At 51.9% G+C, this 17,478-nt stretch carries 16 protein-coding genes; 5 read left to right on the forward strand and 11 right to left on the reverse strand.

The window, feature by feature from the left end:
* A complete protein-coding gene (locus tag FAZ14_RS15700) occupies positions 1-762 on the reverse strand; it encodes a YciK family oxidoreductase (protein ID WP_016941324.1) in 762 nt (253 codons plus the stop codon).
* Positions 763-1,044: 282 nt separating this feature from the next.
* Between FAZ14_RS15700 and sohB the strand changes: the two genes are divergently transcribed.
* Positions 1,045-2,091, forward strand: a complete 1,047-nt coding sequence (gene sohB / locus FAZ14_RS15705; protein WP_016941325.1) for a protease SohB — start codon at positions 1,045-1,047, stop codon at positions 2,089-2,091.
* 270 nt (positions 2,092-2,361) lie between these two features.
* On the opposite strand, the gene FAZ14_RS15710 is transcribed toward sohB, so the two are convergent.
* Positions 2,362-2,952 (reverse strand): YolA family protein, encoded by a 591-nt coding sequence (locus FAZ14_RS15710; RefSeq protein ID WP_016941326.1) that lies wholly within the window; start codon positions 2,950-2,952, stop codon positions 2,362-2,364.
* 376 nt (positions 2,953-3,328) lie between these two features.
* Positions 3,329-3,598, reverse strand: a complete 270-nt coding sequence (locus tag FAZ14_RS15715; protein ID WP_016941327.1) for a YciN family protein — start codon at positions 3,596-3,598, stop codon at positions 3,329-3,331.
* Between the two features lie 140 nt (positions 3,599-3,738).
* Here FAZ14_RS15715 and FAZ14_RS20400 point away from each other — a divergent pair, with 140 nt between their 5' ends.
* The 3 genes from FAZ14_RS20400 to cysB all read left to right on the forward strand — a co-directional run bounded on the left by FAZ14_RS20400 (position 3,739) and on the right by cysB (position 7,973).
* Positions 3,739-3,873, forward strand: a complete 135-nt coding sequence (locus FAZ14_RS20400; RefSeq protein WP_268906971.1) for a hypothetical protein — start codon at positions 3,739-3,741, stop codon at positions 3,871-3,873.
* Between the two features lie 164 nt (positions 3,874-4,037).
* Positions 4,038-6,659: a type I DNA topoisomerase gene (gene topA / locus FAZ14_RS15720; RefSeq protein WP_038925913.1), complete on the forward strand. Its 2,622-nt coding sequence runs from the start codon at positions 4,038-4,040 to the stop codon at positions 6,657-6,659.
* Between the two features lie 339 nt (positions 6,660-6,998).
* Positions 6,999-7,973 carry an HTH-type transcriptional regulator CysB gene (cysB, locus tag FAZ14_RS15725; protein WP_016941329.1) on the forward strand — a complete coding sequence of 325 codons (975 nt, stop codon included), beginning with the start codon at positions 6,999-7,001 and terminating at the stop codon, positions 7,971-7,973.
* An 84-nt stretch (positions 7,974-8,057) separates the two neighbouring features.
* Here cysB and nth read toward each other — a convergent pair whose 3' ends face one another.
* From nth to ydgT, 8 genes are all read right to left on the reverse strand, one after another.
* Positions 8,058-8,693 (reverse strand): endonuclease III, encoded by a 636-nt coding sequence (gene nth / locus FAZ14_RS15730; RefSeq protein ID WP_016941330.1) that lies wholly within the window; start codon positions 8,691-8,693, stop codon positions 8,058-8,060.
* Between the two features lie 16 nt (positions 8,694-8,709).
* Positions 8,710-9,405, reverse strand: coding sequence for an electron transport complex subunit E (locus FAZ14_RS15735; RefSeq protein ID WP_016941331.1), 696 nt, complete (start codon positions 9,403-9,405; stop codon positions 8,710-8,712).
* Complete coding sequence (rsxG, locus tag FAZ14_RS15740; RefSeq protein WP_029456337.1) at positions 9,402-10,031, reverse strand: electron transport complex subunit RsxG; 630 nt, start codon at positions 10,029-10,031, stop codon at positions 9,402-9,404. The genes FAZ14_RS15735 and rsxG overlap by 4 nt, the downstream gene beginning before the upstream one ends.
* A gap of 12 nt (positions 10,032-10,043) precedes the next feature.
* Entirely contained in the window at positions 10,044-11,096 is a 1,053-nt protein-coding gene (rsxD, locus tag FAZ14_RS15745) for an electron transport complex subunit RsxD (RefSeq protein WP_016941333.1), read from the reverse strand.
* Positions 11,097-13,274, reverse strand: coding sequence for an electron transport complex subunit RsxC (gene rsxC, locus FAZ14_RS15750; RefSeq protein WP_153508853.1), 2,178 nt, complete (start codon positions 13,272-13,274; stop codon positions 11,097-11,099).
* The gene (rsxB, locus tag FAZ14_RS15755; protein WP_016941335.1) at positions 13,267-13,857 is read right to left on the reverse strand and encodes an electron transport complex subunit RsxB; all 591 of its coding nucleotides are present in this window, start codon (positions 13,855-13,857) and stop codon (positions 13,267-13,269) included. The genes rsxC and rsxB overlap by 8 nt, the downstream gene beginning before the upstream one ends.
* Complete coding sequence (gene rsxA / locus FAZ14_RS15760) at positions 13,857-14,438, reverse strand: electron transport complex subunit RsxA (protein ID WP_012884771.1); 582 nt, start codon at positions 14,436-14,438, stop codon at positions 13,857-13,859. The genes rsxB and rsxA overlap by 1 nt, the downstream gene beginning before the upstream one ends.
* A gap of 413 nt (positions 14,439-14,851) precedes the next feature.
* Positions 14,852-15,067, reverse strand: coding sequence for a transcription modulator YdgT (ydgT, locus tag FAZ14_RS15765; protein WP_029456338.1), 216 nt, complete (start codon positions 15,065-15,067; stop codon positions 14,852-14,854).
* Positions 15,068-15,697: 630 nt separating this feature from the next.
* On the opposite strand from ydgT, the gene FAZ14_RS15770 reads away from it, so the two are divergent.
* On the forward strand, positions 15,698-17,410 hold the full coding sequence (locus FAZ14_RS15770; RefSeq protein WP_016941337.1) for a polysaccharide lyase family protein: 1,713 nt from the start codon (positions 15,698-15,700) through the stop codon (positions 17,408-17,410).
* The last annotated feature ends 68 nt before the right edge of the window (positions 17,411-17,478 follow it).

A 17,478-nucleotide genomic window follows, 5' to 3' on the forward strand; every position in this document is an offset into this window, starting at 1 on the left:
TCATTCGGCTGGGCCAGGTTTGCGGTCGGGTTGTGCGTCAAAGCTCATGCCGGTCTTACGGCGGCTGTCATCCCCCATCAGATAGAGGTAAAGCGGCATAATATCTGCCGGTGTTTTGAGCTTGTTCGGATCTTCGTTGGGGAATGCGGCGGCGCGCATCGGAGTACGGGTACCACCAGGATTGATGCAGTTGACCCGCAGGTTGCGGTTGCGATACTCCTCGGCCAGTACCTGCATCATGCCTTCGGTCGCAAATTTGGAGACCGAATAAGCCCCCCAGTTAGCGCGCCCCTGACGACCCACACTGGAACTGGTGAAAATGAGCGACGGACTGGCGGATTTCAGCAGCAACGGCAATAACGCCTGTGTCAGCATAAAAGTCGCGTTAACGTTAACCTGCATGACCTGGTGCCAGACGGTAGCAGATTGTTCCTCCATCGGCACAATGTCACCCAGCAGACCAGCATTGTGCAGCACGCCATCTAGCCGCGGTAGCGCCTGACCAATCTGCCCGGCTATCTGCATAAAGTCATGTTGACTGGCGGTCAGCATATCGCAGGGGATGAGATAACTATGGGTCCCGCACTCTTGCAGGATTTGTTGTTCCACGTCCCGCAGTTTACTCTCGGTACGTCCCAGCAACACCAGGCTTGCACCATGACGAGCATAGGTCAGTGCGGCCTCGCGTCCAATGCCGTCACCGGCACCCGTGACCAGAATAATACGGTGTTGCAACAAGTCTTTTTTCGGTTGGTAATGCAAAACAGTGTCCTCTGGCTGTCATCATTCGTGGATGATGAGGTGTTTCTAAAAAGCCATCATGGTTTTTTTATGCCTGAAACAATAGGTGTTTTCAATCAGAAGGTCCGGCTTTCTCACAGACTACGCAGCAAAAAGCAGCGGAAAGTTCAATTTATATATAAAGATCATCGCCATCACGCTTGTCATACGTTAGGTTAGAAGCTCGGCGCACCGCGCTGTAAACCGTAATGGTTGTTGTAGAATCAACGTCATATATCACATTGGTCAATGAAGGCGGTATTTGTGGAATTACTTTCTCAGTATGGTTTATTCCTGGCAAAAGTCGTCACCCTTGTCGTCGCGATCGGCGCATTGGTGGTGCTGACAGTCGGTATGACGCAGCGTAAACGCCATCGTAAAGGCGAACTGCAAGTGATTAATCTGGGCGAACAATACCGTGAAATGCGGCAGGAGATGCGGTCTGCCGCGATGAGCGACACCGAGCGCAACCTGCTGGAGAAAAAACAAAAAAAAGAAGACAAGGAAACCGCCAGACAGGAAAAGAAACGTGCCAAACGTGGCGAGGAGAAATCCGCTCGCCCGTGCTTATATGTACTCGATTTTAACGGCAGCATGGATGCGGGCGAGGTCAGTTCGCTGCGTGAAGAGGTATCGGCAGTGCTGGCGGTGGCGCGTCCGGAAGATGAAGTGTTACTGCGACTGGAAAGTCCCGGTGGCGTGGTGCATGGCTATGGGCTGGCCGCGTCCCAGTTACAGCGCATCCGGCAGCGTGGTATTCGCCTGACGGTAGCCGTGGATAAAGTGGCAGCCAGTGGCGGCTATATGATGGCATGTGTGGCAGATCGTATTGTGGCTGCACCGTTCGCTGTTGTCGGGTCGATTGGCGTGGTAGCACAAATCCCGAACTTCAATCGCTTATTGAAAAATAAAGATATTGATGTGGAGTTGCATACGGCGGGCCAGTACAAACGCACACTGACGTTGTTCGGTGAAAACACGGATGAAGGACGGGAAAAATTCCGTCAGGAATTAAATGAAACGCATCTGCTATTTAAACAGTTTGTCAGCGAGATGCGTCCGTCATTGGATGTTGAATCGGTCGCGACCGGTGAGCACTGGTTTGGTACACAGGCGAAGGATATGGGGCTGGTGGATGCCATTGGCACCAGTGACGACCTGCTGATTGCTGAAATGGAAAACCACGAAGTATTGGCAGTACGCTATACCCGCCGTAAGCGCTTGTTGGACCGGTTAACCGGTAGTACCAGTGATGCGCTGGAACGTCTGATGCTGCGTTGGTGGCAACGAGGAAATCATCCTCACCTGTAAGTCGGTTGTTTGACCTGCCTGTCCGTGTAGTGCCTTTGTATCAATACCATCAGTGTATTGTGGCGTGCCGGATAGGTGGGCTCCTCCCTGTTATTTATATTCTGGTTTCGGTATGAATATTGTGTGATGATTTTTAATCATTTATTCATCTATGAGTTATTTTATTTTTCTGATGCCGGTAACTTAATTTTTATAGTTCATGGCTGTTATTCAAAATAAAAATAGATGACCTCGATGAATGAACGGCCCGTGGGCCGCTCATGTGACGAACTATCGAATAGTTATCTGTGTGGATAACGTATTTCTTGGCGCGTTCGTTGATGTATCCTGGAATTGGAACTTACCGCTTTCATTTCCATCCAGATTATAATAACGCATCCAGCCTACAACGGTATAACCGGCCGGACAAGGGAAGGTATATTGCCCCCCAACATTACAAATAGTATCGGTTTGATAATTGGCGCTGCGTGGCAATAAATTGCTATTCATCCAGGCTACCGGATTACTGCCGTAACCCATTTCCACTACAGCGACTCTTAGCAGCGAGCCACCATGGTCACAGGTGGTAGAGAACTGCCCGGATGTTATGTATTCCCAGTCGCAGTTTGATGACCCTACAGCGTAGATAGCAACGCGTGACAGCGCAGGTGCTGGAGCCCGCAGAGGACCAGAAGACGACGAACGAGGTGCCTCTTTGGTCGAAAAAAACGAACTGTTGCTTTCCAGCGGTTTAAATGCTGTCAGGCCTGATTCAATCGGCAGACCTGCCTCATCGGTATTATTAAGAGTTTGAGAATAACTGCCATGACTAAAAACTGCTGCGAGTGACAATAACAAAGGCAATCCAAATTGCTTTTTCATAACACTCTCCAATAAATGATTTTTAATGGATGCCGATAAGGCATCGTTCGAGAGTATAAGTAATGATTCTTGTTATGTAAATAAATAGCAATTTTTGTTGTGAAATGTTTTCTGTGCTTTTAAAAGGATCTCATTTAAATAATATTTTTTTAAATTAAGTCCATTATATTTCTTTTTAAATTATTTGCGTGTTGTTAATGGTAGCGTTACCATTCTCAATTATGACGACATAAAAAGTGTAGTCATAGCATGACTGACAGTTGGTAACCGGGAATACATAAAAGAAATATCAGTGAATGCCAAACGATACGTGAATCGGGAAGCGTAAAAACACCGCGAAGGCACCGGGCGCAGTGGTCCCGGTGCAAGGTTGGCATTAATCGATGAGTTGGTATTTTTCTGACAAGACGTGCGCCAGATGCTTGAACATGTTGAACACGGCGGTGGTTTTGTTGGTGGGGAGCCCGTCGTTATCGAGAAAGTACTCGCCGCGGAACACCAGCACCCCATTCTTCTGTTCGACTGCATTGGCGATCATGCCATGCAGATAATCTTCGTGATTTTGAATCAGTGTATTGGCTTCCTGTAACAGGGCTTCACGGCTAATCGGTGTTTTTTCTTCATTTATGTGCATAAAACCAGGCATGGTCTTTCTCTCCTGCTAGTAACCCTAGTTTTTCTGGCGCTATTGTAACGTTTGAGCGGGATTTAGCGCAAATGGACTGATTTTTAGTCACTCTATTGCCGATAAACACAAGAGCAATGATTGGCGAAAACAGGTTTTACATGCTAATTAGGTTGCGTGGTGCTATTTATCAGGTAGAGTGTGGGATTTTGCATCGTCGGGCGGAAAAGTTGCGTTACACCGGGATAGAGCCGGTTGCTGGTGAGTGCGATGCAGTAAAGAATAATCCTGATTGATCATAGGGTTGCGGCGCAGTGGATGCGTGCGGCGCACCATCGCCGCGTTAAAAAAACGATTTCCCGCAACCGTGATGGTTCAGGCTACGCCGGCTGGAAAGCCAGAGCGAGTAACTGAGAAAGTTTTTTCTTTTTTCAAAGAATTCAGTAGGTAACAATATATTATGGGTAAAGCTCTCGTTATCGTCGAGTCCCCGGCAAAGGCCAAAACGATTAATAAGTACCTTGGCAATGACTACGTGGTGAAGTCCAGTGTAGGGCATGTACGTGACTTGCCGACCAGTGGTTCGGGTTCCGCGAGCAAGAAGGGCGCTGAAGGCTCTGCCGAGAAAACCAAAAGTGGTGAGAAAGCCAAGAAAGCGGTCAAAAAAGATGAAAAAACCGCGCTGGTTAATCGCATGGGCGTTGATCCGTACCATGGCTGGCAAGCCCATTATGAGATCCTGCCCGGTAAGGAGAAAGTGGTCTCAGAGTTAAAAACGCTGGCACAGAATGCTGACCACATTTACCTCGCAACCGACCTTGACCGCGAAGGGGAAGCCATTGCGTGGCACCTGCGGGAGATTATCGGTGGTGATGACAAGCGGTTTAGCCGTGTGGTGTTTAACGAAATCACCAAGAATGCCATTCGCCAGGCGTTTGAAAAACCAGGCGAGCTGAATATCAACCGTGTTAATGCCCAACAGGCACGCCGTTTTATGGATCGCGTGGTGGGGTACATGGTGTCGCCGCTGCTGTGGAAGAAGATTGCCCGCGGATTGTCTGCCGGACGAGTGCAGTCAGTGGCGGTGCGTCTGGTCGTCGAGCGCGAGCGTGAAATCAAAGCGTTTGTGCCGGAAGAGTACTGGGAATTACATGCCGATCTGCTGGCGAATGCCGAGACGGCATTGCAGATGCAGGTAACGCATCATCAGGGTAAACCCTTCCGTCCGGTCAATCAGGCACAGACACAGGCGGCGCTCAGCCTGCTGGAAAAAGCCAGTTATGTGGTCGCTGAACGGGAAGACAAACCGACCAGCAGCAAACCGGGTGCTCCTTTTATTACGTCTACGCTGCAACAAGCCGCCAGTACCCGCCTGGGCTTTGGCGTGAAAAAAACCATGATGATGGCGCAGCGACTGTATGAAGCCGGTCACATCACCTATATGCGTACCGACTCCACGAACCTGAGTCAGGATGCGCTGGTGATGGCGCGTGATTATATCCAGAGTGAATTTGGTAAACGCTATCTGCCGGATGCCGCTAACTTGTACACCAGCAAGGAAAATTCACAGGAAGCGCATGAAGCGATCCGTCCTTCCGATGTCAAGGTACTGGCTGACCAGCTTAAAGACATGGAAGCTGATGCACAAAAACTGTATCAACTGATTTGGCGGCAGTTCGTGGCGTGTCAGATGACCCCGGCCCAGTACGACTCCACGACACTGGTGGTCAGTGCCGGAGATTATCAACTGCGCGCCAAGGGGCGTACCCTGCGTTTTGATGGCTGGACCAAAGTGATGCCGGCATTGCGCAAGAGCGATGAAGACCGGACGTTGCCAGTTGTTGAAGTCGGACAAGCGTTGTCGTTGGAAAAATTGTTGCCAAGTCAGCATTTTACCAAGCCACCGGCACGTTACAGTGAGGCGTCGCTGGTTAAGGAACTGGAAAAGCGCGGTATCGGCCGTCCTTCTACCTATGCGGCTATCATTTCTACGATTCAGGATCGTGGTTATGTTCGGGTAGAAAATCGTCGTTTCTATGCGGAAAAAATGGGGGAAATCGTCACTGACCGGCTGGAAGATAACTTCCGCGAGTTGATGAATTATGATTTCACCGCACGTATGGAAAACAGCCTTGACCTGGTCGCCAACAGCCAGGCCGAGTGGAAAGCGGTGCTGGACGAATTCTTTGCCGAATTCAGCAAGCAACTGGAAACCGCCGAGTTGGAGCCGGATGAAGGTGGGATGAAGCCGAACCAGATGGTGATCACCAGCATTGATTGCCCGACGTGTAGTCGTCAGATGGGCATTCGAACCGCCAGTACCGGTGTGTTTTTGGGGTGTTCTGGTTATGCGTTGCCGCCGAAAGAGCGCTGCAAAACTACCATTAACCTGATCCCGGAAGCAGAAGTACTGAATGTGCTGGAAGGTGATGAGGCTGAGACCAATGCGCTGCGTGCTCGTCGGCGTTGTTCGAAATGTGGTACGGCGATGGACAGTTATCTCATCGACAATCAGCGTAAGCTGCATGTGTGCGGTAACAATCCATCCTGCGATGGCTATGAGATTGAACACGGCGAATTCCGGCTGAAAGGGTATGATGGCCCTGTCGTTGAGTGCGAGAAGTGTGGTTCGGAAATGCACCTGAAAATGGGGCGTTTCGGCAAGTACATGGCCTGTACCAACGAAAGCTGCGGCAATACCCGTAAAATTCTGCGTAACGGTGAAGTTGCACCGCCGAAAGAAGACCCGGTTCCTTTGCCGGAGCTGGCGTGTGAAAAATCCGACGCGTATTTTGTGCTGCGCGACGGCGCTGCCGGTGTGTTCCTGGCAGCCAATACGTTCCCTAAATCACGGGAAACCCGTGCGCCACTGGTGGAAGAGCTGGTGCGCTTCCGTGATCGCCTGCCGGAAAAGCTGCGTTATCTGGCTGATGCGCCGGTAACCGACCCGGAAGGCAATAAAACGCTGGTGCGGTTTAGCCGTAAGACCAAACAACAGTATGTCTCTTCTGAAAAAGAAGGAAAGGCAACGGGATGGTCGGCGTTCTATGTTGACGGTAAATGGGCCGAGGCCTCGCGTTAATTGTGCCGATAGTTGACTAAAACCGCATTTTTTCCCAGTGGTTACGGTTACATTACCTTAAGCCAGCCTGCACAGGCTGGCTTTTTTGATCCATGAACCATGAATATCATCCGCAGGCAGCCGATAACAAAAAAGGAAATAAAAACCCGTTTTCCAGTACCAGTACTGTCTAACCGATATGGGAAATGGTTATATAAAATATTTTTTTATGATTAAATGGCATTTATCACATGGCGGGAATCTATACCGTTGCATTGAGCTGTCACCACCTTGTCAACGCAGATAACGTCAATAATACAGATGCCGCCGCGCATGACATATTACGGAATGGGATAACTTATGAAACTGCAACAGCTTCGTTATATCGTTGAAGTTGTTAATCACAATCTGAACGTTTCCTCCACGGCCGAGGGGTTATATACCTCCCAGCCAGGGATCAGTAAACAAGTTCGGATGCTGGAAGATGAACTGGGTATTCAGATTTTTGCACGCAGCGGAAAACATTTAACGCAAGTGACACCCGCCGGACAAGAAATCATTCGTATTGCCCGAGAAGTCCTGTCCAAGGTCGATGCCATCAAGGCCGTTGCGGGTGAGCATACCTACCCGGATAAGGGGTCGCTGTATGTGGCAACGACTCATACTCAGGCGCGTTATGCTCTGCCCGATGTGATTAAAGGATTTATCGAGCGTTATCCACGCGTATCGCTGCACATGCACCAGGGATCGCCCATGCAAATTGCTGAGGCGGTGGCGAAAGGTACGGCGGATTTCGCCATAGCCACTGAAGCGCTGCATTTATATGAAGACCTGATCATGCTGCCGTGCTATCACTGGAACCGTGCGGTGGTTGTGAAACCCGATCATCCATTGGCGGGAAAATCCCAGATCAGTATTGAAGAGTTGGCCGCTTACCCGATTGTTACCTATACCTTTGGTTTTACCGGTCGTTCAGAACTCGATACCGCATTCAATCGGGCCGGGTTGACGCCGCGCATTGTGTTCACCGCTACCGATGCCGATGTGATTAAAACCTATGTCCGTCTGGGGCTGGGCGTTGGCGTTATCGCCAACATGGCAGTCACGCCAGCCAGTGATCCGGATTTGGTGGCGATCAACGCCGATAACCTGTTTAGCTACAGCACGACGAAAATCGGGTTCCGTCGCAGCACGTTTCTGCGCAGCTACATGTACGATTTTATTCATCGTTTTGCACCGCACCTGACGCGGGATGTGGTCGATTCCGCGATTTCGCTGCGCTCCAATGAAGAAATCGAAGCCATGTTCAAGGATGTGACACTGCCGGTGAAATAATCAATCCATTTTTACGCCGCGACATAATGCAACAAGGGCAGGTGAAAACCTGCCCTTATCATGAGAGGAAACGGCTGTTGTCGGTCAAATATCGACTTTTTCTTTATATTCGCACAAGTCTTCTATCAGACATGCGCCACAACGTGGTTTCCGGGCAACACAGGTATAACGGCCGTGGAGAATCAGCCAGTGGTGGCAGTCGACTTTAAATTCAGCCGGGACGTATTTCAGTAATTTTTCTTCTACCTGCTCGACGTTTTTGCCCGGTGCGAAATGGGTACGATTGCAGACACGAAAAATGTGTGTGTCGACTGCGATGGTGGGCCAGCCAAAGGCGGTATTCAATACGACATTGGCGGTTTTGCGCCCCACACCCGGCAGGGCTTCCAGTGCGGCACGATCTTCCGGCACCTGACCCTGATGTTTTTCCAGCAGAATGCGGCAGGTTTTGATGATGTTCTCCGCCTTGCTGTTAAATAACCCGATCGTTTTGATATACGCTTTCACGCCTTCCACGCCCAAGTCCAGCATAGCCTGTGGCGTATTCGCGATCGGGTAGAGTTTTTCTGTTGCTTTATTGACGCTCACATCGGTTGCCTGTGCGGACAGCAGTACCGAAATGAGCAACTCAAACGGCGAGTTGAATGTTAGCTCGGTGGTCGGATGGGGATTGTTGTCCCGCAAGCGACTAAGAATGGCAATCCGTTTCTCTTTGTTCATGTTGTCCCGCGTTCTGTTATTCCGCTAACGTTTGTGATGAACCGATGACGGCAGGGCGTACCGCACGGGCCTGGCGCTGTTTTCGTTTCTCGTCGATAAGGTACTTACCGGCCAGCATCATTCCCAGCCCAATAAACGCGCCGGGTGGCAGAATCATCAACAGGAATGGCGAATCCATATGTACCACCTCAACGCGCAGTACCCGTGCCCAACTGCCCAGCAGCAGGTCAGCGCCATCAAACAAGGTACCGTTGCCAAGGATTTCTCGTATCGCCCCCAGCACAAACAGCGCACTGGTGGCCCCGAGCCCCATGAACAACCCATCCAGCGCGGACAGTATCACCGTATTTTTAGAAGCGAAGGCTTCCGCTCGCCCAATCACGATGCAGTTGGTCACGATCAACGGGATAAAAATGCCCAGCGACTGATACAACCCATAGGCGTAAGCATTGATCAGCATTTGCACGATGGTGACCACCGAGGCAATAAGCATGACGTAAATCGGAATGCGAATTTCGCCTGGCACCCAGCGGCGCAACGCTGAAACGGCAATATTAGTGCAGGCCAGTACCAGAGTGGTCGCCAGCCCAAGTCCGAGTGCGTTCGTGGCCGTTGAGGTAACAGCCAGCAGTGGGCAGAGCCCCAGCAGTTGTACCAGTGCAGAATTGTTTTTCCACAATCCCTGCAAGGCCAGTTCCTTCGTCTGGTTCATGGTTTCTCTCCACATGGCGTCAGGCTGGATAAACGCGGCGGCAAGGTCTGCAAAAACAACACGCTGCGTTTCACGGCGTTCACCACCGCTCGCGGGGTAATGGTGGCACCGGTAAATTGGTCAAACTGGCCGCCGTCTTTTTTCACCGCCCAGCGGCTGTCCTGCGGGCCCGTTATCGTCTGGCCGGTAAAACCGGTTATCCAGTTGGAAATACGAATGTCGATCTTATCCCCCAGGCCAGGGGTTTCGTGATGTTCGGTAACACGTGTTCCCAGCACGTTACCATGAAAGTCTGCGCCAATCAGCAGGTGGATTGCGCCGGAATAACCGTCTGGCGCGGTACTTTCCAGTGCCGCGGCGACGGGGGTACCGTCGTGGCGTGCGATATACACGCGGTGTGGCGAGGTTGACCCCAACACCGGGTCAGTCACCAGATAACATTCGCTAAGCAGATTGTTGTTATACCGATTGGCAGGCAGTACCTGATCAAGCAGGGCGCGCTGTTGCGCGGTGACCTGCTGTGAAATGGTGCTTTCGGTCAGATAGTTGACCAGCGCTGTCAAGCCGGTAGTGAACGCGGCAAACAAGGCCAGTGTCGTCGCATGGCGACGCATTGTGGTCAGCAACATAATCCGTCCTTAACGATGGCCATAAGCGCGCGGTTTGGTGAAGTAATCAATCAACGGTACGGTAATGTTGGCCAGTAATACCGCGAAGGCTACACCATCGGGATAACCACCATAGGTACGAATCGTCCATACCAGTATGCCGATCAGCGCACCGAATATCAGACGACCCTTGGGGGTGGTCGACGCCGTTACCGGATCGGTCGCGATAAAGAACGCGCCCAGCATCGTGGCACCGGAAAACAGATGGAGCAGCGGCGGGGCGCTGATCTCTGGATGAAGATGCCAGCCAGCCAGCGCGCACAAGGACAACGCAAGCAGAAAGCTCAACGGGATCTGCCAGTGAATGACTCGCAACAGCAGCATAAACAGACCACCAGCCAGAAACGCCAGATTAATCCATTGCCAGCCTAACCCACCCAATACACCGCTGAATAATGGCTGATGCAACAACACATCGGGTTGATGGCCGCTGCGCAAGCCGGTTTTGAAGGCATCAAGCGGTGTCGCCTGACTAATACCATCGACACCCTGGATCAGTTGCTGGATAGTCTGGCCTGCTGTGCCATGGCCGGTAAAGATAGCCATCAGCGCCTCCTGAAAATCGACAGGAGAGGCTTGTAATCCCTGTGGAGGTAGCCAACTGGTCATTTGCACCGGAAATGAAATCAACAGAACCACATAACCTATCATCGCGGGGTTAAACGGGTTCTGCCCCAGTCCGCCATACAATTGCTTGGCGATGATAATCGCGAAGGTTGTTCCCAACACGACCATCCACCAAGGGGTAAAAGGGGGCAAGCTGACAGCCAGTAAGACCGCGGTTAACAGTGCGGAGCTGTCCAGCAATGTTTCCAGCACCGGGCGTTTTCGCAAGGCCAGGATGACCGCTTCGGTAAAAAGTGCGGTGATGCTGGCGAGTGCCAATTGAATCAGGTTGCCGTACCCGAAAAACCATGCTTGCGCTACGATGCCGGGCACGCAGGCGAGCAAGACCCAACGCATAATCGCGCGAGTGGACTGGCGGTTATGGGTAAACGGTGAGGGTGCGATTCTAAAAGCCATTTAATCCTCTTGCGATGCCGACAATGCGGCGGCTTTACGTGCTTTAACCCGGGCAATAGCGGCGGCGACCGCCGCTTTACGTGGGTCGAGGCTGTCGTTCTGGGTGGCATCGCCCGGTGCAGCAGTGAGATCACTGTCGGGGGCGGTGACTGCTGTTAATGGGAATGCTTCAGGTGACGTTGTCACGTTCTCTGCGTTGTCGGCCTGTCTGGTGCTATCAGATAGTGCCGCTTTACGGGCTTTAACCCGGGCGATAGCGGCGGCGACGGCGGCTTTGCGCGGGTCGAGGTTGTCATTCTGGGTGGCATCGCCCTGTGCAGCCGAGAGACTACTGTCTGGGGCGGTGACTGCCGTTAATGGGGGTGTTTCAGGTGACGTTGTCACGCTCTCTGCGTTATCAGCCTGTCCGGTGCTATCAGATAGCCCCGTTTTACGAGCTTTAACCCGGGCAATGGCTGCCGCGACCGCCGCTTTACGCGGGTCAGCCTTGTCGCTTGTTACCGCATCGGCGGCTTTGGGGATATCGTCGGGCGTGGTATCCAGTGCTTTTTCCGCCTGCCGTTCACGTAGTTGCGCTTTGCGCGCCTCGCGGGCAGCAATAACGGTACTGTTATCCGGCAACTGTCCTGGTTCAATGCGGATGTCGGGTTTCACGGCGGTGGCCTGTTTATTCCGCACTCTTTCCAGCGCGGCCATCACGGCGCTTTTATCGGTAGCTGCGACACTGGCGGCGGCCTGTTTATGTCGTTCTTCACGCGAGCGTTTTTCGCGCTCCAACCGAGCCTGACGTGCATCAAAACGCGCTTTCGCTTCAGCGGCTTTGCGGGATTCCTGATCCAGCGCCTGAATCTCGGCTTTTTCCTGGCGGTAATATTGCACCAGCGGGATATTGCTGGGGCAAACATAGGCGCAGGCACCGCATTCGATACAGTCGAACAGGTGGTGCTGGCGCGCTTTTTCGTGTTCTTGTCCCCGGCTAAACCAGTAGAGTTGCTGCGGTAGCAGCCCTGCCGGACAGGCATCGGCGCACTTGCCGCAACGAATACAGGCCTGCTCTTCTTCCGGCGGCTGAATTTCATCGCGGGCAGGGGCCAGAATACAGTTACTGGTCTTGATGATCGGCACGTCCAGTGCTGGCAGAGTGAACCCCATCAGCGGCCCGCCCATAATGACCATCGGTTGGGTCGTGGTGACGTGATAACCGGCATGGCGCAGCAAATGACGTACCGGCGTCCCCAGCCGCGCCCAGACGTTACCCGGTTGGCGTAACGCATCACCGGTGAGGGTGACGACACGTTCGGTTAAGGGTTCGCCATCAATAACGGCGCGTTTGATAGCATAGGCGGTGCCGACGTTTTGCATCAGCACGCCAATAGACGCTGAATGCTTGCCGAATGGCACTTCTTTGCCCGTCAGAATGCGGGTTAGCTGTTTGGCCCCGCCAGAGGGGTATTTGGTGGGAATGACGCGCATTTGAATGCGTGGGTAATCCACCAGTGCAACACGCAGCGCCGTAATGGCTTCCGGCTTGTTGTCTTCAATACCCAGCAGGATACGTTGAGGTTGTAGCAGGTGGTCAAGAATATCGACCCCTTGTGCAATTTCCTGTGCGCACTCTTGCATCAGCCGGTCGTCGGCGGTGATATAGGGCTCGCATTCAGCGGCATTGATGATCAGCGTCTCGATGCCGCGCAGGCCGCCCTGTAATTTGGCGGCGGTGGGGAAACCTGCGCCACCCAGCCCGGCGATACCGGCTTGATGCAGATGTTCCACCAATTCGGATGCTGTTGCCTGACGATAGTCGACCAGCTTACGGCGTTCACACCAGCGGTCTACTCCATCTGGGATAATAATGATGCTCAGTTCCGTCAACCCGGAGGGATGGTTGCTCATATGCTGACGGATGGCATGTACGGTGCCGGAGGTTGGCGCATGCACTGGCAGCATACGGCCAAAGCCACGCGTCAACGGTTGCCCACGGAGTACCGGATCACCGACTTTGACGCACAGGTCGCCTTCCGGACCAAGATGTTGCTTGAGCGGGATTATCAGATAGTCAGGCATAGGAACCTGGCGCAGCGGTATCTGACTGGATTGGGTTTTCATTTCCGGAGGGTGAATCCCGCCCGCAAAATCCCAGATTCTGTCTTTTCTAAAGGCGGCGAACAGCTTAAACATGGTTTTCGATCACACGGTTTTCCGCCTGGATGACTCGCACCGGAATGGTGTCGAGATTCCATTTCCAGTTGGCGGTTGTCGGCGCTAAAGGTCTTAAGTCAATACAATCCGTCGGGCAGGGGGCCACACACAGGTTGCAACCGGTGCACAGATCACGGATGACGGTATGAACGGCACGCGTGGAACCGATAATGGCGTCGACCGGGCAGGCCTGAATACATTTGGTACAACCGATGCAGTTTGCTTCGTCTATCCAGGCGACCTGCGGTTCCGGCTTTTGCGGCGTATCGGCATCCAGCGGCTGCGGCTCAATATTCAGGCGCTCCGCCAGTTTAAGCATGAGCGGCTCTCCGCCCGGCACGCATTTGTTGATGAGCTCGCCATTGAGGGCGATCGCTTCGGCATAAGGTCGGCAACCTGGATAGCCACACTGACCACACTGACTCTGTGGCAGCATTGCTTCCAGATGTTCTACCACCGGATCCGCTTCCACACGAAAGCGTCGGGAGGCGAATCCCAGAATAAGCCCGGACACTATCGCCAGCGCGCTGAGAGCGACAATAGCCATTCCGATCGTGTTCATCACAGTTTCACCAACCCGGTAAAGCCCATAAAGGCCAGCGACATCAGCCCAGCAGTCACCAGTGCTATTGATGACCCGCGAAACGGTGCCGGTACATCGGCGACGGCAAGGCGTTCACGCAGTGCCGCAAACAACACCAGTACCAGTGAAAAGCCGACGGCAGCACTGAAACCATAAATGGTTGATTGCAGGAAATTGTGCGACTGATTGACGCTTAACAATGCCACCCCAAGGACGGCGCAGTTGGTGGTGATCAGCGGCAGAAAGATACCCAGTAAGCGGTAGAGCGCCGGGCTGGTTTTTCGCACCGCCAGTTCGGTGAATTGCACTACGACGGCAAACACCAGAATGAAAGCCAGCGTGCGCAGGTAGAGCAGGTTCAGCGGCAGCAAGACATAGGTGTTGACCAGCCAGGAAAATACCGACCCTATCGTCATCACAAAGGTGGTGGCAAACCCCATGCCAATAGCGGCTTCCAGCTTTTTGGACACACCCATGAATGGGCATAGACCCAGGAATTTCACCAGTACGAAGTTGTTGACCAGAATCGTGCCAACAAACAGTAATACATATTCGCTCATTACAGTGCCTACACAATAAAACCGGCGTATTATCGGGTATTGTCAGGCGTTCGGCAACTTACCCTCTGTGGGGTTATTCAGCAATCGCTTGGGCAGGCGGGGAAAAGATAAGCTAACAGGCGTCAGCCGCCATCGGTTACGTTGCAGGATAGCGTGATTAATACTGCTTATGAGCCTTGCCCTACAGGGCCAACGTATGGCGTTGTTCAACACGCAAGTGTGTTGAAGTGCACCCCGAATTGTTTTGGGTATAAATAGTAAGAAAATATAAAACGGTGCGGAAATCCACTGAGCCGTGCGTGGGGGGCGAGCACTGGTTACCCTGTGGGCAGGGCTATCCATGCAGTCTGTGAGGTTGGCATACCTCCCAGACCACAAAGCGTTCAGGCTATAAAATGTCAAACCATAAAATGTCAGACCACAAAATGCCAGACAGATTTCGGCACCTGGCCAATATCAAACAGCTTTCCGCCCGATGCTAATTCCGCCCGACGATGGTCAGCGGCACGGTACATATTAATAATCTCATGATCATCAGTCAGAGAATAATTTAGGTGATCAAATAATTTCTCAAGACTTTCTGGTGAATTCACTTTTCTGAACTTTAACAAATATTCGTAAACGCTCATTTGCGCAAAATTATCAATAGTAGTGATTTTAGGGGATTCAGTATATTCGCCATAATATTTATGTCCAGTGGTGGCACGCATTATGGTTAATAAAATATTCATCAGAAGACGACATCAAGAATCAATGCGTCGTTGCGGATTTAATTAACACGTCATTTCGTAAAACCGCGAGTAATGCGCTTGCGACTGATAAATAAAAGGATGAATAGTGCTTTCACTGGTTTTCTATACCTGCCGACATTCGGATTGTAGAAGAAAACACTGCTGTGAACAGCGGCGTTATATCTTGTGTTTCAGGGGAAATAGCGTGCTTTACGGGAGAGTCGGCAGCGTGTTCTGGGCATCGTAAAAGGTCAGTGTGCCAGGGGGCGACAGAATGGTCAGCACGCCGTAACCTGAAAATGCGAAAGTGGTCAGGCATATCTTCGTTTCTTTGCCACCATCCTGACTGTCAGGGCAATAGCAAAAAGGTAGGGATATCATCGGTTGCACAGAATGGAACTCCGCACAGGTGGTGAAAGCGCGGGGGAATCCGCATGTTGACGAAGGAGCGTTGGTCATGACGTCCAATCAGTTTCTTTCCGTCGATGTCGGGTCATGTCGATGACGTAGAGAAAAGGGAAATGGTCTATGCAAAGCAGAAAAATGCTTATCGCAATCAGCATACTGGCTTCCTCTCTGGCACAGGCGGCATCACCGTCTGATGTCAGCGTGGGGCTTTCTGGCATGAAAGCACAAATAGATAACGGACTGGTTTCCGTCGCGATTGGCAGCGATGGCAGTATCGGCACTCTGTCAAACGGCAGTCAAAATCTTATCGATAAAGCCAATAGCCAGGTGAACGCGCTGGGTAAAAGCAGTACCGGTTATCTGGATTATTATTCAGGCGCATTTCTGAAGTTTAAACCACAGCAGATTTCTGTGATTGAAAACACGAAAGACATTGTACATATTGCTTATATCGATAATGAAACCAGCGCATTGAGTCTGGAATACCACTTTATCGTCCGACGTGGTGTCAGTGGGATTTATAGCTATGCCGTGGCACGAAATGATACGTCATCCAATCTCACGGTGAGCGAATTACGCGGGGTGTACCGGTTTAATCCTTTTCTGCTTGATCATATCTCCAATGGTATTCGTACCACCAAGCCCTATCTCTACTCCCAGCTCAATAACTTTGAGAAGATTCAGGATGAAACCTGGAAATTACCGGATGGTAGTTATTACTCCAAATACGACTTCGCCGGTTATATGCGCAAAACCCCGGTCTGGGGCGTATACGGCAACAATATCGGTGCCTGGATAGTCCCTGGTAGTACTGAATATATGTCGGGTGACGACACCAAGCAGGATTTGATGGTGCATCAGGACGGGCTGGCGATCATGTATATGACGGGGTCGCATTTCGGTACGCCGGACTTGATAGCCCCGCCTGGCTGGCAAAAGCTGTATGGCCCCTGGTTGTTGTATGTGAACGCGGGTACTGATGAGCAGATGTACAGTGACGCGCTGGCGCGTAGTCGGCAGGAAATCGCCTCATGGCCATATAATTGGGTGAACGACAGTCGTTTCCCGGTGGATCGCGCCAGCGTAACCGGTAGCGTGAATACCACCGTCCCGTTGAACGTGACACTATCGTCTTCACTCAATGAAGCATCAGATGTACAGACCTTAGGCTATGCCTTCACTACTAATACCGACAGTCAGGGAAATTTTCGCTTTGATAAGGTGCGCAAAGGGAAATATACCCTGACGATTTACGCCAATGGTGGCAGCAGACCGGGCGTGCTCTACAGCGATGTTGTGAATGTCACCGGTAATACGCCAATACCCGCTATCCAGTTAGCTCAAGCGGCACCGGTGGTGTGGGCTATTGGCCAGAGTGATCGGCTGGCGTCGGAATTCCGGTTTGGCGACCAACTGCGTAATTATCACTGGCAGAATGATGTTCCGGCCAATCTGACGTATACCATCGGCGAGTCGAGCCCGGCACAGGATTGGTATTACGCCCAGACCAATCCCGGTAGCTGGAATGTGAATTATATCGATCGTGCCGATGGCAGTGGTCGGGTGCTGAATGTGGCGTTTGCCGCCGCCAGTAACCGGGGAATGACTAACCCGACGACGCCGTCGTTATCGGTGTTGGTCAACGGCACTAAAGTCAAAGATATTCAGTATGACAATGACAAATCCGTGTACCGCGGGGCGCTTAACAGCGGTAAATATCACTACGAGCGTATTCCTATCGACAGTGGTTTACTACGCGACGGTACCAACACCATTACGTTTACACTCAATGGCGGCACCTTTATGTACGACGTCGTGACATTGACAAAATAGCGGCCGTCACTGGCTGCGTTTAGGGGTAATTAACTGATCTATAAAATAAACAAAGCCGACACATGGTG

Source organism: Dickeya oryzae (genome assembly GCF_009372235.1).
In the GTDB taxonomy this organism is placed as follows: domain Bacteria; phylum Pseudomonadota; class Gammaproteobacteria; order Enterobacterales; family Enterobacteriaceae; genus Dickeya; species Dickeya oryzae.